The organism is Ruegeria sp. BHSB064, assembly GCF_059613205.1.
The window spans coordinates 1-21,090 of record NZ_JBXWSB010000082.1 but is presented as its reverse complement, the minus strand read 5'-3'; the positions used below and the strand labels follow the sequence as shown (position 1 = coordinate 21,090).

At 56.2% G+C, this 21,090-nt stretch carries 24 protein-coding genes; 6 read left to right on the top strand and 18 right to left on the bottom strand.

From position 1 onward, the window contains the following. The 5 genes from AC2FNU_RS17375 to AC2FNU_RS17355 form a co-directional block, all read right to left on the bottom strand. The coding region (locus tag AC2FNU_RS17375) for an AAA family ATPase (RefSeq protein WP_496790812.1) at positions 1-682 on the bottom strand (682 nt) is incomplete at its 3' end. A gap of 60 nt (positions 683-742) precedes the next feature. Further along, the gene (locus tag AC2FNU_RS17370) at positions 743-1,381 is read right to left on the bottom strand and encodes an acyl-homoserine-lactone synthase (RefSeq protein ID WP_496790808.1); all 639 of its coding nucleotides are present in this window, start codon (positions 1,379-1,381) and stop codon (positions 743-745) included. An 83-nt stretch (positions 1,382-1,464) separates the two neighbouring features. Next, complete coding sequence (locus AC2FNU_RS17365; RefSeq protein WP_496790804.1) at positions 1,465-2,184, bottom strand: helix-turn-helix transcriptional regulator; 720 nt, start codon at positions 2,182-2,184, stop codon at positions 1,465-1,467. Positions 2,185-2,550: 366 nt separating this feature from the next. Beyond that, positions 2,551-3,834: a crotonyl-CoA carboxylase/reductase gene (gene ccrA, locus AC2FNU_RS17360; protein WP_480800829.1), complete on the bottom strand. Its 1,284-nt coding sequence runs from the start codon at positions 3,832-3,834 to the stop codon at positions 2,551-2,553. Positions 3,835-3,970: 136 nt separating this feature from the next. Continuing rightward, positions 3,971-5,335: a 1-acyl-sn-glycerol-3-phosphate acyltransferase gene (locus tag AC2FNU_RS17355; RefSeq protein WP_496790801.1), complete on the bottom strand. Its 1,365-nt coding sequence runs from the start codon at positions 5,333-5,335 to the stop codon at positions 3,971-3,973. Positions 5,336-5,458: 123 nt separating this feature from the next. Here AC2FNU_RS17355 and AC2FNU_RS17350 point away from each other — a divergent pair, with 123 nt between their 5' ends. The 3 genes from AC2FNU_RS17350 to deoD all read left to right on the top strand — a co-directional run bounded on the left by AC2FNU_RS17350 (position 5,459) and on the right by deoD (position 8,618). Next, positions 5,459-7,447 carry a methylmalonyl-CoA mutase family protein gene (locus AC2FNU_RS17350; RefSeq protein ID WP_496790815.1) on the top strand — a complete coding sequence of 663 codons (1,989 nt, stop codon included), beginning with the start codon at positions 5,459-5,461 and terminating at the stop codon, positions 7,445-7,447. 124 nt (positions 7,448-7,571) lie between these two features. Then, positions 7,572-7,889: an H-NS histone family protein gene (locus AC2FNU_RS17345; protein ID WP_496790799.1), complete on the top strand. Its 318-nt coding sequence runs from the start codon at positions 7,572-7,574 to the stop codon at positions 7,887-7,889. Positions 7,890-7,907: 18 nt separating this feature from the next. After that, positions 7,908-8,618 carry a purine-nucleoside phosphorylase gene (gene deoD / locus AC2FNU_RS17340; RefSeq protein WP_496790794.1) on the top strand — a complete coding sequence of 237 codons (711 nt, stop codon included), beginning with the start codon at positions 7,908-7,910 and terminating at the stop codon, positions 8,616-8,618. Between the two features lie 33 nt (positions 8,619-8,651). Here deoD and AC2FNU_RS17335 read toward each other — a convergent pair whose 3' ends face one another. From AC2FNU_RS17335 to AC2FNU_RS17280, 12 genes are all read right to left on the bottom strand, one after another. Then, the gene (locus AC2FNU_RS17335; protein WP_496790789.1) at positions 8,652-9,515 is read right to left on the bottom strand and encodes an urea carboxylase-associated family protein; all 864 of its coding nucleotides are present in this window, start codon (positions 9,513-9,515) and stop codon (positions 8,652-8,654) included. 290 nt (positions 9,516-9,805) lie between these two features. After that, positions 9,806-9,946, bottom strand: coding sequence for a hypothetical protein (locus tag AC2FNU_RS17330; protein ID WP_496790787.1), 141 nt, complete (start codon positions 9,944-9,946; stop codon positions 9,806-9,808). A 121-nt stretch (positions 9,947-10,067) separates the two neighbouring features. Continuing rightward, a complete protein-coding gene (locus tag AC2FNU_RS17325; protein WP_496790785.1) occupies positions 10,068-10,847 on the bottom strand; it encodes a succinate dehydrogenase iron-sulfur subunit in 780 nt (259 codons plus the stop codon). Between the two features lie 31 nt (positions 10,848-10,878). Beyond that, positions 10,879-11,505 (bottom strand): sulfotransferase, encoded by a 627-nt coding sequence (locus AC2FNU_RS17320; RefSeq protein ID WP_496790782.1) that lies wholly within the window; start codon positions 11,503-11,505, stop codon positions 10,879-10,881. Positions 11,506-11,600: 95 nt separating this feature from the next. Then, complete coding sequence (gene sdhA / locus AC2FNU_RS17315) at positions 11,601-13,406, bottom strand: succinate dehydrogenase flavoprotein subunit (protein WP_496790777.1); 1,806 nt, start codon at positions 13,404-13,406, stop codon at positions 11,601-11,603. A gap of 18 nt (positions 13,407-13,424) precedes the next feature. Then, the gene (gene sdhD / locus AC2FNU_RS17310; RefSeq protein WP_050604070.1) at positions 13,425-13,796 is read right to left on the bottom strand and encodes a succinate dehydrogenase, hydrophobic membrane anchor protein; all 372 of its coding nucleotides are present in this window, start codon (positions 13,794-13,796) and stop codon (positions 13,425-13,427) included. Positions 13,797-13,809: 13 nt separating this feature from the next. Further along, complete coding sequence (sdhC, locus tag AC2FNU_RS17305; protein WP_496790774.1) at positions 13,810-14,196, bottom strand: succinate dehydrogenase, cytochrome b556 subunit; 387 nt, start codon at positions 14,194-14,196, stop codon at positions 13,810-13,812. A 215-nt stretch (positions 14,197-14,411) separates the two neighbouring features. Continuing rightward, positions 14,412-15,074, bottom strand: a complete 663-nt coding sequence (locus tag AC2FNU_RS17300) for a DUF1194 domain-containing protein (RefSeq protein ID WP_496790769.1) — start codon at positions 15,072-15,074, stop codon at positions 14,412-14,414. 54 nt (positions 15,075-15,128) lie between these two features. Next, complete coding sequence (locus AC2FNU_RS17295; RefSeq protein WP_496790765.1) at positions 15,129-16,157, bottom strand: MaoC family dehydratase; 1,029 nt, start codon at positions 16,155-16,157, stop codon at positions 15,129-15,131. Then, the gene (locus AC2FNU_RS17290; protein ID WP_496790761.1) at positions 16,157-16,363 is read right to left on the bottom strand and encodes a DUF1737 domain-containing protein; all 207 of its coding nucleotides are present in this window, start codon (positions 16,361-16,363) and stop codon (positions 16,157-16,159) included. Before AC2FNU_RS17290 ends, AC2FNU_RS17295 begins: the two co-directional genes overlap by 1 nt. A gap of 12 nt (positions 16,364-16,375) precedes the next feature. Next, positions 16,376-16,930 (bottom strand): NnrU family protein, encoded by a 555-nt coding sequence (locus tag AC2FNU_RS17285; protein ID WP_496790759.1) that lies wholly within the window; start codon positions 16,928-16,930, stop codon positions 16,376-16,378. 6 nt (positions 16,931-16,936) lie between these two features. Next, complete coding sequence (locus AC2FNU_RS17280) at positions 16,937-17,794, bottom strand: HpcH/HpaI aldolase/citrate lyase family protein (protein ID WP_496790756.1); 858 nt, start codon at positions 17,792-17,794, stop codon at positions 16,937-16,939. Between the two features lie 169 nt (positions 17,795-17,963). Here AC2FNU_RS17280 and AC2FNU_RS17275 point away from each other — a divergent pair, with 169 nt between their 5' ends. Beyond that, positions 17,964-18,269 (top strand): hypothetical protein, encoded by a 306-nt coding sequence (locus AC2FNU_RS17275; protein WP_496790754.1) that lies wholly within the window; start codon positions 17,964-17,966, stop codon positions 18,267-18,269. On the opposite strand, the gene AC2FNU_RS17270 is transcribed toward AC2FNU_RS17275, so the two are convergent. After that, positions 18,270-19,025 carry a sulfite exporter TauE/SafE family protein gene (locus tag AC2FNU_RS17270; RefSeq protein WP_496790750.1) on the bottom strand — a complete coding sequence of 252 codons (756 nt, stop codon included), beginning with the start codon at positions 19,023-19,025 and terminating at the stop codon, positions 18,270-18,272. It lies immediately after the preceding gene. Between the two features lie 161 nt (positions 19,026-19,186). On the opposite strand from AC2FNU_RS17270, the gene mdh reads away from it, so the two are divergent. Further along, positions 19,187-20,149, top strand: coding sequence for a malate dehydrogenase (mdh, locus tag AC2FNU_RS17265; RefSeq protein WP_171093679.1), 963 nt, complete (start codon positions 19,187-19,189; stop codon positions 20,147-20,149). Between the two features lie 309 nt (positions 20,150-20,458). After that, positions 20,459-21,090, top strand: a 632-nt coding sequence (locus AC2FNU_RS17260; RefSeq protein WP_496790746.1) for an ATP-grasp domain-containing protein, incomplete at its 3' end; no start/stop codon positions are given.

Genomic DNA, 21,090 nt, shown 5'->3' with positions numbered 1-21,090 from the left:
TCACCGGTGCCAGCTGCGCCGGATCGCCGAATAACAGAAGGGTTGGGAAAATCTCTTTCAGATCTTCAAATTGACGGTCGTCCAGCATCGACGCTTCATCGACAAACCCGATGTCCAGAGGTTCGTCACGCCGTTTCCAGCCAGTGATGAAGTCCGATCCCCGCAAACCGGCTGCGGCCAGTGCCCCGGGCATGGACTTGTTGTTTTCATAAAACGCCACAGCCCGATCCAGGGCTTCATCTGTCAGTCCTTCAATCTCAGGGCGTTCGTCATTGCCCGCCAGCCATTCGGCAATGCGTTCATATTCCGGGTCATACACCGGCGTGTAGAGAATGCGGTGAATTGTGGTGGCGGGCACACCACGCAGACGCAGAACACTTGCCGCCTTGTTGGTCGGGGCCAGGATGGCCAAGCTGCGCTTATCCTTCGATTTGCGACTTTCATAGTCGCCGGACACAATCTGCACCCCGGTCTCTGCCAACGCTTTGTAAAGTTCAGCCAACAACAGAGTTTTACCAGACCCAGCCTTGCCGATCACGGCCATTACGCCCGATTTCCCCGCCCCCGGCAGCTTGAGAAGGGCGTCATCTTCCAGATCGACACCCGCTGATCGCAGCATCTCGGCGATGCTGTCAAATGCGGCGGCCTGGTCATCCGAGAAGGTTACATTTTGCAAAGACATGGCGCGACCCTACAGGGCCACGCCGACCATCACCAGATGCGGAATGGCGTTTTCAACCGCTTATGCGGACAAGGCAAACCGGTGCCGTTTTTTGGGCCCAAACGCCGTGTTAAACCACAAGCGTGACAGCTCGCGCGGGATGCCTGCCCGTTCCGCGACGCGGTTGCAGTCATCCGCCGAATAAGGCCACAACCCGACCGAGATTTGATCCCGTCCACTGCCCTGGGTGCTCAGAACCTCGGGCGATGAGCCGATCAGGCGATAGATACGGATCATGCGTGCGTCAAAAACACCGGCGATATGGGTCAGGCCAAAACCCTCCATCATTTCACCACCGCTCAGCATAATGGCCCCGGCCGTATGAGGGCCTGCGTTGCGTGACAGGCAAAACCGTGTCACTTCCCAGATCAGCGGGCTGCAAATGGGTTTGCCCCCGTTGAGGTGCCCAAACACCTCGTTGATCATCACCCGACCCGTAGTGGGCAGCACCCGCATCGACCCGCCATGACTGCCGTCCGGCTCTTCCCAGATGACGTAGAGCGGGTTGAGCGTATCGTACTCGTCCCGTTCCTCCCCTCGTTCGTTGACATGGACATCCCACCCCAACCGGGTTTTGAACTGATCCGCTCGATCCTTGAACATCCCCTCTGCCAGAGTCGGAAATCTGTGCAACTCATCGGCATATAAATAACGCAACATGACTTGTTCCCCTTGTCGTCCTGTGCAGGAACGAAGGGGGTACAGAGTCATGGTTAATTTAGGGTTTGGAGACCGCTCGGCCCTTAAACCACTATTAATCCTCGGCTGAGCGCGGTTGCGATTGCGTGGGTGGTGTTTTGGGCACCCAGTTTGGACCGGGCGCTTTCGATGTAGACCCTCAGCGTATGCTCTGAAATTGACAGGGAATGCGCAACTTGCGCACGGCTGTATCCCAAGGCCAAAAGGGTGATCGCGTCTATTTCCCGTGGCGACAGGTTGCGTGCGGAATCCGGTTGCCTGTCTTTTTCGAACTCCAGAGCCTTGCGATTGATGTAATGCGCGACCAGGATCAGATCCCGCCCGTAAGTCGAAATAAAGCGTTGCCAGACCTGATCATCACAACTGTGATTTACGGTGAATAGGGCAAACTGTCCGTTCGGTCCCCGGATCGGAATGGAATATCCCTGATTGCCGACTCCGTGGTTTCTGGCATCTTCAAGAAAGGATTTTGCGACCCTGCTCGACCAATCCAGTGATTTCCAGTCGACAGGATGAAACCTTTGGAAACATCCGAGAATAACAGGGTCAATCCGGTGATAATTTTTGTCTCGGTAACGTTCATCCCACGCATCTGAGTAGGTGGTGTAACCGTATTGATCGCCGGCACCGTCAACCCAGTGATAGGTCAGATGTTCGACCTGCAGAACATCCCGCAATCGCTCAGCAACGTTGCTAAGCTCTTCAAGCGTGTTGGTGTTTTCCAAATCCTGCAGGATTTGACCCAATTCGACTTCTGTTCCCATCCGCGGGCGCTCGTGCCTCGTTCTTCAGGGACGCAATCTCAGCCGCAGCGATCAGCCTTGTGTCATCCAGCTGCTCGGCAAGCGCGCTCAACCCGTTCGCAACGGCGAAAGCATTGAGGTCCGACAATACGTCCAATATCCACTCATTCTGCGCCATTAGGGTCTCTCTGAAACAGTTAACGAAGCGTTAACACAACCATAACATGTATAATCTTTTTCGACCTATTCACCGGTTTCTACTCCCCAAAAATAGCGGGTCCAAGAATTGTAAGTCTTTGAAATTTCGAAACCTTCGACTGAAAACGAAACACCCGCGCGCCGGTCTGGCGATTCGCGGGTGTTTCATATCTGCAACCTGACTGATGATCAGCCTGCGTCGAGAACCTCTTCCAGAGTACGCAGGCCAGTGCGGGGGGCTTGAACAAGAACAGACATGTTGCCCGGCTTATGCTCGTTCCGCAGCATCTTCATGTGCGCCTCGGGCAGATCGTTCCAGGTGAACACCTCTGACATGCAGGGATCCAGGCGGCGTTCGACCATCAGCTTATTCGCGGCAGCCGCCTGTTTCAGATGCGCAAAGTGTGAGCCTTGCAAGCGCTTTTGATGCATCCACATGTAGCGCACGTCGAAGGTACAGTTGAAGCCGGTGGTACCGGCGCAGATCACGACCATACCGCCCTTTTTGACAACAAAGGTCGAGACCGGGAACGTGCTTTCGCCGGGGTGTTCAAACACCATATCCACATTGTTGCCTTTTCCGGTGATGTCCCAGATCGCCTTGCCGAACTTGCGGGCCTCTTTGAACCATTCGGCATATTCCGGCGTGTTCACCGTGGGCAGCTGGCCCCAGCAGTTGAAGTCTTTCCGGTTCAGAACGCCCTTGGCACCCAACCCCATGACAAAGTCGCGTTTGCTTTCGTCCGAGATCACACCGATCGCATTTGCACCGGCTGTATTGATCAACTGGATCGCGTAAGACCCCAGACCGCCGGACGCACCCCAAACCAGAACGTTCTGGCCCGGCTTCAGATCATGCGGCTCGTGACCAAAAAGCATCCGGTAAGCGGTTGCCAGAGTCAGGGTGTAACACGCGGCCTCTTCCCAGGTCAGATGCTTGGGGCGCGGCATCAACTGTTGTGCCTGAACACGCGTGAACTGGCTGAAAGAGCCGTCTGGTGTCTCGTAACCCCAGATCCGCTGGCTGGGCGAATACATCGGATCGCCGCCGTTGCATTCCTCATCATCGCCGTCGTCCTGGTTGCAATGGATGACAACTTCGTCGCCCACTTTCCAGCGCTTCACCTTGTCGCCAACGGCCCAGACAATGCCTGACGCATCCGAACCGGCGATGTGATATGGGGCTTTGTGGCCATCAAACGGGCTGATCGGCTGCCCCAAGGCGGCCCAGACGCCGTTGTAGTTGACGCCAGCCGCCATCACCAGAACCAGCACCTCGTTGCTGTCCAGTTCGGGCACGTCGACCACTTCTTGCTGCATCGCAGTGTTCGGTTCGCCATGGCGTTCCTTACGGATGGCCCAGGCGTACATCTGCTTGGGGACAAATCCCATCGGAGGGATCTCACCCATTTCATAGAGGTCCTTTTCAGGTGCCTCGTACGACGCGATACCGCTTTCGGTGTCCAAAGCCATGCTGGCCTCCTTTTTCTAACATCGTTGCCGCAACGCAGAATCGCGCGCTTCACAAGATGAGATATTTGCCGCTGAGTAATAATGCAACCGTTTTTGGTGCTGATTTGTAATTTTATGACCCAGCAGATGCAGAAAGTTATTTCGCAGGCGCAGTATTTGAAGTTTTTTTACGAACAGGCACCGAGGCTGCGTAGTAGTCCAGCAAATCCACTCGCTGACCTGAAAGTTTAAGAGTGTCCTCCTGACGGCTTAAGATCCTGCGTTCGACCAACTGATTCAGAGCGTTTTCAACCGCTGCTTGATCCATGTCTGACTGATGACCGTCCTCGGCCAACATGGACAGTATTTGGGCTCGCACGTCTTCTTCCAGCAGAGACCCGTTTTCCTGCAACAAACGGCACGCCGCAGGTGCTGGAACCAACGGAATGGCTTGACCAATACGTTGCATCAGTTCTCGGGCCAGATCCGTCATGACATCGTCATCGCTGACAGCACGAAAATCCTTTAGCGAAATTGGGACCCCATATCGCACCGAGGCGACCCCAAATCGCTTGTACCGCCCAATCAGGCGCCGCCAGATCTGTTTGAGAATCCAGCGCGAGATCACCCCGATCCGGGCACGGAATCGACGCTCGGACCCCAAGGCAGCGCGGGTCAGGATCGTATCTTCAAGCACCCGGTCATAGTTCAGTGCCACAGGAACAAAAACCACATCACGCCCGTCAGGCGAGGTTCCATCCATAATGTACTTCAATAAACCCAGCTTTGGGCGGCCCAGCGCGCCGGTCAGGCTTAGCCCGCCTTCCGGGAACATGGCTTGCGTCACGCCAGCTTCGGTCGCATGGCGCACATAGCAGGACAGAACCTGACGATAGAGTTCGCTGCCGGATTTACGCCGAATAAAATAAGCCCCCATCGCACGGATCAAACGGCTCAGCGGCCAAACACGCGCCCATTCCCCAACCGCGTAAGACAAGGCAGATTGCTGCGCTGCCAGATAGGTGACAAGCACATAATCCATGTTGCTGCGATGGTTCATCACAAAAACCACGGTTGCGTCCGGGTCGATGTTCTTTACCGCAGCCTCGTCTTCATAACTGAGTCGAACTTCGTAAAACGTATTGCTCAACAGACGGGCGAGACGGATGGCAAAGCTGAAATAGGCAAATGCGGAAAACGACGGGACAATCTCGCGCGCATAGCGACGGGCTTTTTCAAAGGCGACCGCTTCGGGAACGCCTTCTTCCTGCGCATGTTGTTGAACCGCACGTCCAACCTGAGGGTCGTAAATCAACTGCTGGATCATGTCGTGTCGCCGCGCCAGCTTAAATGGTTGAATGGGACGTTGAAGCCTTTGATTCAGGCGCGACACGGCCCGTTCCAGCCTGCGGCGGAAGAACCAGCGCACCGACGGGAACAGAAAATGAGATGCGAAAGTGACCATGGCAAAAACCACGATCAGCAGGAAAAGCCAAAGCGGAAGTTCCACGGTTTGCGTCATGGCGGCACATTGCCACCAATCGCAACCGCTCACAATCTGAACAATTGAAGGATGCCGCAACGCAGCGAATTGACATATCCCGAAAATTGCGCTTTAGAACCTCAAGACGTAATTTTATTGCCCATCGAAACACGAGGCTCCTCTATGACGCAGACGCAGAAAGATCGCCCCTGGCTCATCCGAACCTATGCCGGTCATTCCACGGCCAAAGCCTCGAACGCGCTCTATCGGGGGAACCTGGCGAAAGGGCAAACCGGCTTGTCCGTGGCCTTCGATCTGCCCACCCAAACGGGCTATGACAGCGACCACACCTTGGCGCGCGGTGAAGTCGGTAAAGTAGGTGTTCCCGTTTGTCATCTGGGCGACATGCGGGTTTTGTTCGACCAGATTCCGCTGGAGCAGATGAACACCTCGATGACGATCAACGCCACTGCCCCATGGCTTTTGGCGCTTTATATCGCCGTCGCGGAAGAGCAAGGCGCAGATGTGTCGAAACTGCAGGGCACGGTGCAGAATGACCTGATCAAGGAATATCTGAGCCGCGGCACCTATGTTTGCCCGCCCAAACCATCGCTCAAGATGATCGCGGACGTGGCCGAGTATTGCTATACCAACGTTCCCAAGTGGAACCCGATGAATGTGTGTTCGTACCACCTGCAGGAAGCGGGCGCGACACCGGAACAGGAACTGGCCTATGCGTTGGCCACTGCCATCGCTGTGCTGGACGAATTGCGCCCCCGCGTTCCGGCTGAGGATTTCCCAGCCCTGTGCGGCCGGATTTCGTTTTTCGTAAATGCTGGTATCCGTTTTGTTACCGAAATGTGCAAAATGCGCGCCTTTGTCGATCTTTGGGACGAGATCCTGCAACAACGCTATGGTGTCGAGAACCCGAAATTCCGCCGATTCCGCTATGGCGTGCAGGTGAACTCGTTGGGCCTGACCGAACAGCAGCCCGAAAACAACGTCTATCGTATCCTGATCGAGATGCTGGCCGTGACGCTGTCGAAAAACGCGCGCGCGCGTGCGGTGCAGTTGCCCGCGTGGAACGAGGCTCTTGGACTGCCGCGCCCCTGGGATCAGCAATGGTCGATGCGGATGCAGCAGATTCTGGCATATGAGACCGACTTGCTGGAATTCGACGATCTGTTCGACGGCAACCCTGCCGTTGACGCCAAAGTTGAAGACCTGAAAACAGGCGCACGGGCCGAGTTGGCAAACCTGGACTCGATGGGGGGCGCAGTAGCTTCCATCGAGTACATGAAATCCCGTCTTGTGGATTCAAACGCAGACAGGCTGAACCGTATCGAACGGAACGAAACCGTCGTTGTTGGTGTAAACAAATGGATCGAAGGTGAGGCTTCCCCTTTGCAGACCGAAGATGGCGGTATCATGGTTGTCGATCCGGCGGTCGAGCAGGAACAGATCGACCGCCTGAACCAATGGCGCGAAGAACGCGACGATGCTGCGGTCAAAGCAGCTTTGGCCGCCTTGCGCGACGCGGCGCAGACCGGAGCGAACGTGATGCAGCCTTCAATCGCCGCGGCCAAGGCGGGTGTCACCACAGGTGAATGGGCGGAAGAGATGCGCAAGGTCTACGGCACCTATCGCGGCCCAACCGGTGTCTCTGGATCTGTTTCGAACAAAACCGAAGGGTTGGACGATCTGCGTGCTGCTGTCGACGCGGTCAGTGACAAGCTGGGCCGCCGTCTCAAATTCCTTGTCGGCAAGCCGGGATTGGATGGCCATTCAAACGGGGCCGAACAGATCGCCTTCCGCGCCCGCGATTGCGGTATGGACATCAGCTATGAGGGCATCCGCCTGACCCCAGAGGAGATCGTGGACGCCGCGCGCGAAGACGATGCGCATGTGATTGGCCTGTCCATCCTGTCCGGAAGCCACCTGCCTCTGGTCGAAGATGTCCTGACACGTTTGCACAAAGCAGGGTTGTCTCATATCCCGGTTGTGGTCGGAGGAATTATTCCCGATGAAGATGCCGAAAAATTGAAAGCGATGGGTGTGGCCAAGGTTTACACCCCTAAGAACTTTGAATTGAACGCAATCATGGGCGATATCGTTGTTTTGGCAGACCCTAAAACTCTTGCCGCTGAATAACTGAGGCGTTTACTTCTTTTTTCCCCGTTTCTGTCCTTTATATCTTTGGGATGGAATAATCCAGTTTTTGGAAATACGGTGCGCGCCAATGCGCACCGTTATTTAATTCAACCGGAGAGGACTGATGGGGATCAATCTCGAACAAATGTCGCGAAAAGAGTTGTTGGCTTTACGCGAAGAAATCGAAAAGGCGCTTGTCAGCGCTGAAAAACGCGAACGGCAAGAGGCATTGAAGGCGGCAGAAAAAGCCGCAGCGGAATTCGGCTTTTCGTTGTCCGAGTTATCCAGCGACGCGCCGCGTGGCGGAAAAGCGCCTAAATTCAAAGCAAAATACCGCAACCCGTCGAACCCGGACCAGACCTGGTCAGGCCGCGGCCGTAAACCTCAATGGGTCCATGATGCCCTAAAGGCGGGTACGGATATTTCCGAACTGGAAATTTGATCAAGGTAAATTGAACAAATGACCATTCACATTGGCGCCGAAAAGGGCGAAATCGCGGAAACCGTTTTATTGCCCGGAGATCCCTATCGGGCAAAATGGGCCGCCGAAACGTTTTTGACCGATGTAAAGCAAGTCAATAACGTTCGGGGAATGCTTGGCTTTACCGGAAAATGGAAAGGAAACTCTGTTACAATTCAGGGCAGTGGTATGGGGATGCCCTCTCTTTCCATTTACGTGAATGAACTGATCCGCGATTACGATGCAAAAACTCTGATCCGTATCGGCTCATGTGGCGGCATGCAGGACAGCGTTAAAGTGCGTGATGTCATTCTTGCAATGACATCAACCACGCTCAGTACCCCTTCGCGGGGCATCATGAAAGAGCTGAACTTTGCCCCCTGCGCTGACTGGGACTTGTTGCAAGCTGCGGCAGCGGCGGCTGCGGCCAAGGGAACGCCGACGCATGTTGGCGGAATTTACTCCTCCGATGTCTTCTACGACGAACGCCCGGATCTGAACGAGCAGATGGTGCGTCACGGCATTCTGGGCGTCGAAATGGAGGCTGCGGAGCTGTACATTCTGGCGGCACGCCACAAGTGCCGGGCGTTGGCCGTACTCACTGTTTCCGATCACCTTTTGACCGGAGAAGCTCTGCCGTCGTCTGAACGCGAGCGCAGCTTTGGTGACATGGTGGAAATCGCCCTTCAAGCGGCTTTCCCGAACAACTGAGTGAAGGCAAGCACCACCAGGTGCCTGTCGGACTTATCGCCCGTGCGTGCGATCATACCCATTGCGCGCCGGGCTTTTCCAACCTTTCAAATCACTTTCAGCGGGGGCGAATGTTTCGACCAGCAAAGGGAAACAGGCAGCCGTGTCCGAGGAATGCTCGGACGAACAATCCCCGCCCGGACAAGCACTCAGATTTCCAAGCAGATCAATCTCGGCAAAGAACTCAAGATAGTCGCCGGGACGCACGGGTGAGGCTTTCATAAAGTACTGACCCGTATCGCGGGTAAACCCGGTGCACATAAAGACATTCAGCACGTCATGTACTGCAAGTTCAGCCTCGGCCAACGACAGATCCAGATGGTCCGCAAGCGCGCGGGTCAGGTTTGAATGACAGCAGTGGTGGTATTGCGTACCCGACAACAGGTTGCCCGTATACGGATCGCACCGCGTACCGATAACGTCATGGACCGACCCGCCGAAGGCGTCGATCCCGTACCACTCCAGCGTGTCTTCAACGATCGTGGCCATAGGGCGCAGATGGGGAAAACTGGACCACATCTGTTCTCCGGTGGTCAGATGCGTTCCATGCAAGGCGCGGGTTTTACCTGAATAGAACCGCTCGGACAGGTCATTGCGGTTCCACATGTTCAAATCACCGACCTGTGGGCCTTCGACGGACGTAATTCGAAAAAAGTGCCCTGCCGGCACCTCAAAACATCGCGCATCGCGCGGGGGAACCAGAACCTCATCCGTTTTGACTGCGCCTTGGCGCAGGGATCGCATCCACGACACATCAGGTCTTGGCAACGCGTCGTTCGGGTAGCAGATGACAGGGGCCACCGCGCGACGGGCGTCGGCGTCCTCAGGTGGGCGGATTGTGTTTTCGGAACCGTTCATGGCCAACACAGTGGCGCATTGCTCTGGCCGCGGAAAGCCGGAACTTTCAGAAATCACTTCCCTTCAAGCACTGAAGGGGTTGTTCTTGGGCCGCGATCTCGGCGCCGCAGAAGCTGCACCGCCAGACACCATGGCTTTTGTCCTGGCGCCACCGACAATCACGCGTCAGCGAAGAATGACGGGCGCGCCAGACAAAATAGCCGAATACACCGGCCGCCAACAGAAGCAGAAGAACAGGCATTCCCTTGCTTTGCCGATTAGCCGTCGTAATTCAAGTCTTACGGCCTGTATCAGGCTGCGTTTGCGTATTCGAACAACTCGGGTTCCTTATCAGCTTGAACCGGCTCTGGTGTGTAATACGCCCATGCCTGCTCAAGCAGTTCCAACGCTTCTTGCGCGTCTTTTTTTTGTTTGGAAGTGTCTTTGCTCATTGGAGTGATCCTGACTTAATCTCATCACTCCTCCCTGCCCAAAAAATAAGGCAACGCAGCCGAGGCTGCATCGCCTAATTTTGCAAGTTGGACATGCGCTTACCGCAAAACGCAACGTCGCCTATACAGCGCGTTCCACCATCATCTTTTTGATTTCGGCAATCGCCTTGGCCGGGTTCAGACCTTTGGGGCAGGTCTTGGCGCAGTTCATGATGGTGTGACAACGGTAGAGCTTGAACGGATCTTCCAGCTCATCCAGACGTTCGCCCGTGGCCTCATCGCGGCTGTCAATAATCCAGCGATAGGCGTGTAGAAGCGCTGCGGGGCCAAGATACCGGTCACCGTTCCACCAGTAGCTGGGGCACGAGGTCGAGCAGCTGGCGCACATCACGCATTCATAGAGGCCATCCAGCTTCTTGCGGTCCTCGATCGACTGTTTCCATTCTTTCGCAGGACGGTTTGTCTTGGTTTCCAGCCACGGCATGATCGACGCGTGTTGCGCATAGAAATGGGTCAGATCAGGGATCAGGTCCTTGACAATCGGCATATGCGGCAACGGGTAAATCTTCACGTCGCCCTTGATCTCATCCATGCCGTAAATACAAGCCAGCGTGTTGATCCCGTCGATGTTCATCGCACAAGAGCCGCAGATGCCTTCGCGGCAAGACCGGCGGAAGGTCAATGTCGGGTCGATCTCGTTCTTGATCTTGATCAGCGCGTCCAGAACCATCGGGCCGCATGTATCCATATCGACGAAATATGTGTCAACACGCGGGTTCTGACCGTCATCGGGGTTCCAGCGGTAGATTTGGAACTTGCGCACATTCTTCGAGCCATCCGGCTTGGGCCAGGTCTTGCCGGTGGTAATCCGGGAATTCTTGGGCAGGGTCAGTTGAACCATGTCAATTCTCCATTCAGCACAAGGCCGCCTTTCAGCCTGTCCGGGCGCGATCAGACGCCCCTCGGTTATAATGGCCCCAATGGGCAATGTTCACGTCAAAATCCGGCGAGAGCCAGTCCGCAACGCTTTGTGGGTCATCTTTGTCGATATCATAGCGCAGGAAGCGAGGATTTCCGTCGAAATAGGCTTCGACCTCGGCGTGGTGCACATCGTACAAATGCGCCCAGCCCTGTTTCACCTCATCCGCCGTCTGGCCATTTGCCTTGCAGCACCGCTCCAGATAGCCACCACTGGCATGGCTGGCTCGTGAGTTGATCCAGTCCGCGCAGTTGCGCGTGTTCAGCAGGAAGTAAGCATCCGGGTAAGCCGCGTGCAGTTCCCGAAAGAGCCGAGCACCGTCCAGCATGAAGCGCGAATTGACAAAGGCAATGTCAGTGAAAGCCCGAACCGCACCGAACCCGTCCAAGGGTCTACGTCCCATGGCAATGTTGGTCATCATACGATGCGCCAGATTTTGACCCTGTTCATCTTCCCAATGAACGGACGTTATTCCGCTGTTTTGAAACAGCTTGTGAAACGAGGTCGTCGCACAGCGATTCAACCCGATCAGGATGATTTTGGGGTCGCTTGACCAGGACATCAAAACTTCGACCGTCATGACAAGCACCAAGCACGCGCCATCCGCAGGCTGATTGCCTGCATCAGGATCGCGGATATTTGGCGCTTGTGCAGCATTGCCTGCTTTCCCTGCCTTTAGAACGTCCGCGCTTTGGGCGCGATTTTCTGCAGGCTGATACCGCCTTGGTCCTCGGTCGTCAGCGGATCAACGATGACCGGGCGATAGCTCAGCTCAACTGCATTGCCCTCAACCCGGCTGACCGTATGCACGCGCCAGTTTTCATCGTCACGTTCGCTGAAGTCCTCGTGCGCGTGGGCGCCACGGGATTCTTTACGAGCCTCAGCACCAACGATGGTCGCCAGCGCATTGGGCATAAGGTTGGTCAGCTCCAGCGTTTCCATCAGGTCGCTGTTCCAGACCAACGAGCGGTCTGTGACTTTCAGATCGTCCATCTTGGCAGCAATCGCGGTCATCTTTTCGACGCCTTCAGCCATTGTTTTGGCCGTACGGAACACAGCTGCGTCCGCCTGCATGGTTTTCTGCATTTCAAGGCGCAGTTCTGCCGTCGGGACCGAGCCGCTCGCGTTGCGGACCTCATCGAACCGGTCGAAAGCCTTGTCGACCGATGCCTGGTTCAGAACAGGGTTCGGCGCTTCGGCATCCACAACTTTACCAGCGCGGATCGCGGCTGCGCGGCCAAACACCACGAGGTCGATCAACGAGTTAGATCCCAATCGGTTCGCACCATGGACCGATGCACAACCCGCCTCACCCACGGCCATCAAGCCGGGGACAACGGCCGTTGGGTCATCGACAGTGGGGTTGAGAACCTCACCCCAATAGTTGGTCGGAATACCGCCCATGTTGTAATGCACGGTCGGCAGAACCGGGATTGGTTCTTTGGTCACGTCGACCCCCGCAAAGATCTTTGCGCTTTCCGAGATACCCGGCAAACGCTCTGCCAAAGCTTCGGCGGGCAGGTGCGACAGGTTCAGGTGGATGTGATCCCCTTCCGCGCCAACACCCCGGCCTTCACGGATCTCCATCGTCATCGAGCGCGAGACATAGTCACGCGGCGCAAGGTCTTTGTACTGGGGCGCATAGCGTTCCATGAACCGCTCGCCTTCCGAGTTGGTCAGATAACCGCCTTCGCCGCGCGCGCCTTCGGTGATCAGACAGCCCGAACCGTAGATGCCAGTTGGGTGGAACTGCACAAACTCCATGTCCTGCAATGCCAGACCCGCGCGGGCCACCATGCCGCCGCCGTCGCCGGTGCAGGTATGGGCCGATGTCGCGCTGAAATATGCACGGCCATAACCGCCAGTCGCAAGAACAACCATCTTGGCGTTGAAGACATGCATCGTGCCGTCGTCCAGCTTCCAGCAGACAACGCCCTGACACTGCCCATCCTCGGACATGATCAGGTCGATCGCGAAGTATTCGATGTAGAACTCGGCGTTGTTTTTCAGCGACTGACCATACAGCGTGTGCAGGATCGCGTGGCCGGTCCGGTCGGCGGCGGCACAGGTCCGCTGCACGGCGGGGCCTTCACCGAACTCGGTTGTGTGACCGCCGAACGGGCGCTGATAGATCTTGCCTTCTTCAGTGCGGCTGAATGGAACGCCGTAATGCTCCAACTCGTACACGGCCTTGGGTGCTTCTCGCGCGAGGTATTCCATCGCGTCGGTGTCACCCAGCCAGTCAGACCCTTTGACAGTGTCATACATGTGCCACTGCCAGTGGTCAGGACCCATGTTCGACAAGGACGCCGCGATACCACCCTGGGCGGCCACTGTGTGCGAACGGGTTGGGAAAACCTTGGTTACGCACGCGGTGCGCAGTCCCTGTTCCGCCATGCCCAAAGTCGCCCGCAGACCGGCCCCACCGGCGCCGACAACGACCACGTCATAATCATGCGTTTCGTATTCGTATGCAGCCATTTCTTTCAGCTCCGGGAATTAAAGGGCAATGCGCGCGATGGCGAAAATGCCAGCCGCTGCTGCGCCGTAGGACAGGCAGGTCACCAGAATGATCAGGACCTTTTCAAGCGTGCCGTGAACATAGTCTTCCAACATCACTTGTGCGCCATCCGCGAAATGCTTGAAACCAACCGCCAGCGTCAGTGCTGCAACTATCGCAGGGAAGGGGCGTGAGTAGTAATCCAGAACCACATCAAACGGCTGACCCAGAACGGGTCCAAACGTGAAGACAAACAAAGGCACGAGGATCAGCAGCGCTACCGAGCTGACTTTCATGGCCCAGAAATGGGCAGTGCCGGATTTCGCCGAGCCAAGGCCAGCGGCGCGTTTGCGGTCGGTCAGATAACGCATCTCAGTCCTCCAATCACGCGACGATGACAAGGGTCAGAAGGGTCAACACAACCGATCCGATGACAACGGCCCAACCCAGTTTGGTCGCTGTTGGAAGGTCCAAGCCAACCGCGTTGTCCCAGATCAGGTGCCTCACACCGGCCAGAGTGTGATACCAAAGGCCCCATACGGATAGTGCCATCACCAAATCCCCCAGCATCGAGGTGATCACCCCGTTCGCTCTGGCAAACGCTTCGGGCGACGTGGCAGCGGCCAGGAACCACCAAACGATCAGCAGGCCCGCCACGAGCAAGGCGTTTCCTGTGATACGGGTCAGGATAGATGTGACCGACGTCAGCTGTGGACGATAGATCGACAGATGCGGCGAAAGTGGGCGATTGCCCCGATTTACATCGGCCATGGCGGCTCCTTTTCGGTTGGCTACCGAACGTTTTACTGTTTTTTGCGACACTGTCACGTGCTGCGGCTGCAAAAAACAGCAAATTCGGCTCAAATTGGCGGATAATCCCAATATGTGATCACACAAAATAATGTCGTGATCACATATGACATTCCCCTTCATCAATGTTAGCGATTTCAAAGGCAAAAGGATGTGATCACGAATCTTTTGACACGTCACTTAAGCCCTGCGGTTTGCTGCGTCACTTCGCGCAACAGTTTTCTGCGAATTCGCTCCGGGTAGTCGGCAAACGCGGCTGCTGAAACCACAAATGCACCTTCACCCACTATGACATTCTCAAAGAAATATGCCGTCAAATCCGGCTCACTCTCTTCAATGGCCAGGGCGTTGACCACAACCCCTCGGTCCCGCAAGGCGGCGTGAACTTGCGTCGGCTCGACGCCCTCATTGGATACCCCGTCACCCGACAAATCGATCAGATGTCGGGTGCAGTGGGACACAGGCTCGAAGGAGTCGAGCGTTGTCTGAAGCGCTTCCCCAATCGCGGTTGAAAAGTTCCGCCAGATGCGCGGATCCTCAGAAACCTGTTCCGCAAACCGATCCAAAGCAGCGAAACTGTCGATACGGGTCCAGGGAATCGTGATCCGCTGACGCGACGACCCGGTCCATTGCACCAGCATCAACTGTGCCTGACCCCGAACCAATGCCTCGGAGACGATCGGGTCGCGCAGACCAGCGGCCAGGCCGTCCATCTGAATGCGGTACTCGGTGCCGTCGACCGAACCAGACACATCTACGGCTAAGGCCAAAGCCAGATCACAGGCTTGGGCTGCGGGTGCCAGAAACAGACTGGCCACTATCGCGCGCAGGATATCCATGGTGCAAACCTAGCACGGCTTGCACGCATTGCATTCACATAACTGTCAGTTCGCCTATTGCGGCATCAGCGCCCAATAATCGAGGTCCAGAAGAACGTCCGACAAATACCGCCCATCGTCGTTCTTCAATGCAAACGGCGCGCCCCCTTTGGTGGCGACCAGACGCAACCGGATGGCCCCCACGCCGGGCACGCCAGTCTCTGCCTTGTCTAGAACCTCGGACCACGCTTTGATGGTATCGCCTGCAAAGCAGGGGTTGGAATGCGCGCCACCGTTCAGGCCAACGATCATCTGCGCATTTGCCAAGCCATTGAACGACAAGGTACGCGCCATCGAAATGACGTGACCCCCATAGATCAGGCGACCTTCAGGTCGAAACGTCAGGTCGAAATGCACCTTGGCGGTATTCTGCCATAAACGCGTGGCCAACATATGCTCGGCCTCTTCCACGGTGACACCGTCCACGTGGTCGATGGTCTCACCGATGTCATAATCGCCCCAGCGATGTGGCTCACCTGCCAATGCAAAATCGTAGTTCGAGAAATCAAGGCCCTCGGGCACGATGAGGTCTTGAGGACCAAGAGCCTTCTTCAACTCGGGAACCACCGTCTCAGGCGCAGGTGAATCGACATTCGCTTTGCGTACCATAACCCAACGAACGTATTCGATGACCACCTCGTCCAACTGGTTCAGCCCACGGGTGCGCACCCACACGACACCGGTTTTCCCGTTCGAGTTCTGCTTGACCCCGATCACCTCGGAGACCGAACGCAGCGTGTCACCTGCATAGACGGGCTTGAGCCAACGGCCTTCGGCGTACCCAAGATTGGCAACCGCGTTCAGCGATACATCGGGCACCGTTTTGCCAAACACCAAATGGAAAGCGGCCAGATCATCGATCGGGCTTTCCGGCAAACCACAATCCCGAGCAAATTCATCCGAAGAATACAGCGCATGACGTGCAGGATAGAGCGCGTGATACAAACCGCGCTCTCCTTCGGTCACCGTGCGCGGTACGGCGTGCTGCAGCACCTGCCCGACGGAATAGTCCTCGAAAAAACGGCCCGGATTTGTTTTTGCCATCACTGCTGTCCCAGTTTCATTTCGGGGGAATAGTCGGCCTCGACCTCTTTGGTCACAGCCTGCGCACAGCGCATCACGTTGTTTGCTTTGTCAAAAGCATAGGATGGATCGCCGTACAGCACCCACCCTTTGGCCAGCGCGTCAGACACTTTGTGACAGAAGGCAGACGTGTCTTCTTCGGTCAACAAACGATAGAGTTTTGCCATTGACTGAGATCCTTATGAGCCGAACGGAGACGGGCCAACCAACCCGTGGATATAGCCGATGATCCCCAGCAGGACGATCGACGCCACAAAGAACATCGCATCCTTGCCGTAAGTTCCGGGCTCAGCCGGGCTCCAATCAGGTTCGGACTTGTTGATCACGATCACCTCGACCACGGCCCATGCCAGAAGCCCGCCAAACAGGATGATCGAAGCCAGATCACCGTTCACCAGCAAATGCGCAAAGGCCCACAGCTTGAAACCGCCCAACATCGGATGGCGTAGCTTGTTCAGCAAACGGCCTTTTGTGCCAGCAGGGCTCATCAAGTAAATCGCGATGAGAACCAACAGGTTGTTGACGTGGATCAGAAAGGTCGGAGGCGTCCAGACATAGATGAAATCGGTCATGCGGTAGCCGAAGATCATCAGCAGAATCGACGCAACCAGCGCCAAGGCAACTGCACCCTTGCCGCTGTTGCCCATTGCGGCCCGGCGTTCTGGAGCCGCGCGTTTAAACAGATGTGCCGCCCACCACAGCGCCACACCAAGAATTAAAAGAACAAAGCCCATGCTGGCCTACCCCGCTTGCAAAGCTGAAATCGCCTCTGCTTTTGCCAGAATTTCGCGGGCTGTTGCAACGTGAAGGTTTTCAACAATCTTGCCATCCACAACAGCAACACCCTGGCCCTGTGCTTCGATTTCTTCAAAAGCTGTGATTTGGCGGCGGGCCAGATCAATTTCGTCGTCAGAGGGTGCGTAGGCGGCATTCGTGATCTCTATCTGAGCTGGATGAATCAGTGTCTTGCCGTCGAAACCCATATCGCGACCTTGTGCACATTCAGCGGCCAGACCTTCGCCATCCTTGAACGCGTTGTATACGCCATCAACGATGATCAGCCCTTCGGCCTTGGCAGCCAGCAGGCACAGACCCAGCGAGGTCATTAGCGGCAGACGGTCAGGGCGGAAACGGGTTTGTAGTTCCTTTGCCAGATCGTTGGTGCCCATCACGAACCCGGCCATCCGGGGATGGGCTGCGATTTCAGGCGCATTGAACATCCCACGCGGCGTTTCCATCATGGCCCAGATCGGCATATCTCCGGTGATCTCGGCCAGCGCATCCACGTCGGCGGCCGAGTTTACCTTGGGCAGCAGAACAACGTCCGCATCCATGTCGCGCACCGCCTCAGCGTCGGCACGACCCCATTTGGTGTCCAATCCGTTGATCCGCACGATCTTGACCCGCGCCCCATAACCACCAGTGGCCAAGGCTGCCTTGAGCGTTTCGCGCGCGTTGTCCTTCTCGTCTGCTGCGACAGCATCCTCCAGATCAAAGATGATCGCATCCACAGTAAGTGTCCGGGCCTTGTCCAGAGCCCGGTCTCTGGAACCAGGGATGTAAAGAACCGAACGATAGGGGCGCTGACGAGGATCCATGGACCACTCCCATTGAAATAAAGTTGCGCGGAATGGGGCATTTTTTACCGGAAAGTTCAAGAAGAAATTTGCCGCAGCGCAGCAAAAGCGACGCAACGTGCTTTGCCTTAACCGAATTTCGCCACCTCGGCCCCACCCTGAAGAGCCTATGGAATCGAAGGGGTACGGGATGGATAGGACACTGTTCAAGATGACGATGGGTCTGGGGATCATGACGCTGGCGGCGCAACAGGTACAGGCTGCGGGCCAGAACTGCGCGCCAAGAGAGGACGTGCTGACACGGCTGCATGAAACTTATGGCGAAACGCGTCGGGGCCTTGGGCTGGTCCGGCAAGGCGCGGTTATGGAGCTTTTTGCTTCGGGCGAAAACGGCAGTTGGACGATTACCGTGACTTTGCCAAACGGGATCACGTGCCTGGTGGCCTCCGGTCAGGCCTATGAGGAAATCGCGGACGCCCTGCCGCCGAATGCCTGATTACGTTAGCGCGTCCCAGATCAGTTTGCTGCCCGTCAATGTCAGCAACACGTAGGCAATTCCAAAGAACAGGCGTTCGGACATCATGAAATGCGCCCGAACGCCAAGCCATGCCCCAAGAATAGCGAAAGGTGTCAGCAACAAATCCGCCAGTGCCGTATGCCATGTGAACAAACCCAAAAACGCGTAAGGCACAAACTTTGTGATGTTGATGACCCAAAAAACCAGCACAGTGCTGGCCTGAAATTCGGTTTTCGACAGTTTTTGTGACAACAGGTATACAGCAGCCGGCGGACCCCCGGCGTGGCTGACAAAGCTGGTAAAACCGGCCACCAGCCCCGCAAACAAACCGGCCGAAGGAGGTAGACGGTTGGCAAAACCGCGCACCCACCCTTTGGTCTGCGCGACGTGCCAAATGACGAAACCAACCGAGATGCCGCCGATCAGTAACCGCAGCAGATCGTCGTCCGTTGCCCGGTAGAGCCATGCACCCAACGCAACACCAGGTACACCCCCTAAAATCAGCAGCCAAGAATCTGCCCAACTCCACCGCTTCCAATAAGGCCCCAGCGTAGCCACATCGATGACCATTAGGATTGGCAGCATCAGCGCCAAAGCCTGCCCCGGCTCCAGTATCAGCGCCAGAATCGATGAAGACGCAAAGGCCACGCCCGAGCCGAAACCGCCCTTTGAGATACCTGCAAATATCACCGCAGGGATCGCAACAGCAAAAAACATCAGGTTCAATTCGAACATGCGCCGATCCCGGTTTTGGCTTGTCTCAAAGGCCGTTTAGCGCAATCAAACATGGGTTCGCAAACGGTATGCGGTTGTATGCCACGTCGCAGAACTCTTGCCTATTGCGGATTTAACGACTAGCACGACCGCGATTTCAAAACCGACCGGAGATATTCCAAATGGCCAGACCCAAGATTGCGCTGATCGGCGCGGGGAACATCGGCGGCACGCTTGCGCATCTTGCAGCTGTCAAAGAACTGGGTGACGTAGTCCTGTTTGACATCGCTGACGGGCTGCCGCAGGGCAAGGCGCTCGACATTGCCGAGTCCGGGCCGTCCGAAGGCTTTGACGCCTCGATGAAGGGTACCAGCGATTATGCCGATATCGCCGGTGCGGATGTATGCATCGTGACCGCAGGCGTGGCCCGCAAGCCGGGCATGAGCCGCGATGACCTGCTGGGCATCAACCTGAAAGTCATGAAGTCGGTGGGTGAAGGCATCGCCGCTCATGCGCCCGACGCGTTCGTGATCTGCATCACCAACCCGCTGGACGCGATGGTGTGGGCTCTGCGCGAATTCTCGGGTCTGCCGCACAACAAGGTTTGCGGCATGGCTGGTGTTCTGGACTCGGCACGCTTTGCGCACTTCCTGTCGGAAGAATTCAACGTCTCGATGCGTGACGTCACCGCATTCGTGCTGGGTGGCCACGGCGACACCATGGTGCCGTCAGTCCGTTACTCGACTGTTGCAGGCATCCCGCTGCCTGATCTGGTCGAAATGGGCTGGACCACACAAGAGAAACTGGACGCCATCGTTCAACGCACCCGTGATGGCGGCGCCGAGATCGTTGGCCTGCTGAAAACCGGTTCGGCCTACTACGCACCGGCCACCTCGGCAATCGAGATGGCTGAAGCCTACCTGAAAGACCAGAAACGCGTTCTGCCCTGTGCTGCCTATTGTAGTGGTGAGCTGGGTGTAGATGGCCTGTATGTCGGCGTCCCGACTGTCATCGGTGCAGGTGGTGTTGAACGTATCGTCGACATCAAACTGAACGAAGACGAGCAGGCCGGTTTTGACAACTCGGTCAACGCTGTGAAGGGCCTGATTGACGCCTGCAAAGGTATCGACAGCTCTCTGGCGTAAATCTGCATTCGGATTACCATTTAAGACCGGCCCGTTTTCGGGCCGGTTTTCTTTTGACTTGCGTTTGCCCGGGTCGCTCATGTTGGCGCAAACGTCGCAAATCCCTTTTTTGAATGTGATTTTCGGTCCTTGCTCAGATTTTTCGAATCAATTCATCCAACCCTTACTTTTGTGATCACACCCTAAAAACCCGTGATCACAAATAACGAAAATCTTCGCTAAAAACCCATTGGGCATCAAAAAACCCTTTAAATTTGACCGCTAGACACCCCTATAACGGTTTAAACGCAGTCAGACGGGACAATTTCGATGAACATTCACGAATATCAGGCCAAAGCTCTTCTTCGCAGCTATGGCGCTCCGGTCTCCGATGGTCGCGCCGTGCTGCGCGCCGAGGAAGCCAAAACCGCAGCCGGCGAACTGGACGGCCCGCTTTGGGTGGTCAAAGCGCAAATCCACGCAGGCGGGCGCGGCAAGGGTTCCTTCAAAGAAGTAGACGCCGGTGAAAAAGGCGGTGTCCGTCTGACCAAATCAGTCGAAGAAGCGGCCGAAGAAGCCAAGAAGATGCTGGGCCGCACGCTGGTCACGCATCAGACGGGTCCCGCAGGCAAGCAGGTCAACCGCATCTACATCGAAGCCGGTTCGGGCATCGAACGCGAACTGTATCTGGCCCTTCTGGTGGACCGCCAGACCAGCCGCATTTCGTTTGTCTGCTCGACCGAAGGCGGCATGGACATCGAAGAAGTGGCTGCCGCGACGCCCGAGAAAATCCTGTCTTTCTCTGTCGATCCGGCCACCGGGTATCAGGCGTATCACGGCCGTCGCATCGCCTTCTCGCTGGGTTTGGAAGGCGCACAGGTCAAGCAATGTGTCAAACTGATGAACCAGCTGTACAACGCCTTCGTCGAGAAAGACATGGAGATGCTGGAGATCAACCCGCT

What these genes read in the sequence shown, in the direction of transcription:
- AC2FNU_RS17370 (WP_496790808.1), bottom strand. Translation starts at nt 1,381, where the DNA reads ATGTTGCGTTATTTATATGCCGATGAGTTGCACAGATTTCCGACTCTG.
- AC2FNU_RS17365 (WP_496790804.1), bottom strand. Translation starts at nt 2,184, where the DNA reads ATGGGAACAGAAGTCGAATTGGGTCAAATCCTGCAGGATTTGGAAAAC.
- ccrA (WP_480800829.1), bottom strand. Translation starts at nt 3,834, where the DNA reads ATGGCTTTGGACACCGAAAGCGGTATCGCGTCGTACGAGGCACCTGAA.
- AC2FNU_RS17355 (WP_496790801.1), bottom strand. Translation starts at nt 5,335, where the DNA reads ATGACGCAAACCGTGGAACTTCCGCTTTGGCTTTTCCTGCTGATCGTG.
- AC2FNU_RS17345 (WP_496790799.1), top strand. Translation starts at nt 7,572, where the DNA reads ATGGGGATCAATCTCGAACAAATGTCGCGAAAAGAGTTGTTGGCTTTA.
- deoD (WP_496790794.1), top strand. Translation starts at nt 7,908, where the DNA reads ATGACCATTCACATTGGCGCCGAAAAGGGCGAAATCGCGGAAACCGTT.
- AC2FNU_RS17335 (WP_496790789.1), bottom strand. Translation starts at nt 9,515, where the DNA reads ATGAACGGTTCCGAAAACACAATCCGCCCACCTGAGGACGCCGACGCC.
- AC2FNU_RS17330 (WP_496790787.1), bottom strand. Translation starts at nt 9,946, where the DNA reads ATGAGCAAAGACACTTCCAAACAAAAAAAAGACGCGCAAGAAGCGTTG.
- AC2FNU_RS17325 (WP_496790785.1), bottom strand. Translation starts at nt 10,847, where the DNA reads ATGGTTCAACTGACCCTGCCCAAGAATTCCCGGATTACCACCGGCAAG.
- AC2FNU_RS17320 (WP_496790782.1), bottom strand. Translation starts at nt 11,505, where the DNA reads ATGACGGTCGAAGTTTTGATGTCCTGGTCAAGCGACCCCAAAATCATC.
- sdhA (WP_496790777.1), bottom strand. Translation starts at nt 13,406, where the DNA reads ATGGCTGCATACGAATACGAAACGCATGATTATGACGTGGTCGTTGTC.
- sdhD (WP_050604070.1), bottom strand. Translation starts at nt 13,796, where the DNA reads ATGCGTTATCTGACCGACCGCAAACGCGCCGCTGGCCTTGGCTCGGCG.
- sdhC (WP_496790774.1), bottom strand. Translation starts at nt 14,196, where the DNA reads ATGGCCGATGTAAATCGGGGCAATCGCCCACTTTCGCCGCATCTGTCG.
- AC2FNU_RS17300 (WP_496790769.1), bottom strand. Translation starts at nt 15,074, where the DNA reads ATGGATATCCTGCGCGCGATAGTGGCCAGTCTGTTTCTGGCACCCGCA.
- AC2FNU_RS17295 (WP_496790765.1), bottom strand. Translation starts at nt 16,157, where the DNA reads ATGGCAAAAACAAATCCGGGCCGTTTTTTCGAGGACTATTCCGTCGGG.
- AC2FNU_RS17290 (WP_496790761.1), bottom strand. Translation starts at nt 16,363, where the DNA reads ATGGCAAAACTCTATCGTTTGTTGACCGAAGAAGACACGTCTGCCTTC.
- AC2FNU_RS17285 (WP_496790759.1), bottom strand. Translation starts at nt 16,930, where the DNA reads ATGGGCTTTGTTCTTTTAATTCTTGGTGTGGCGCTGTGGTGGGCGGCA.
- AC2FNU_RS17280 (WP_496790756.1), bottom strand. Translation starts at nt 17,794, where the DNA reads ATGGATCCTCGTCAGCGCCCCTATCGTTCGGTTCTTTACATCCCTGGT.
- AC2FNU_RS17275 (WP_496790754.1), top strand. Translation starts at nt 17,964, where the DNA reads ATGGATAGGACACTGTTCAAGATGACGATGGGTCTGGGGATCATGACG.
- AC2FNU_RS17270 (WP_496790750.1), bottom strand. Translation starts at nt 19,025, where the DNA reads ATGTTCGAATTGAACCTGATGTTTTTTGCTGTTGCGATCCCTGCGGTG.
- mdh (WP_171093679.1), top strand. Translation starts at nt 19,187, where the DNA reads ATGGCCAGACCCAAGATTGCGCTGATCGGCGCGGGGAACATCGGCGGC.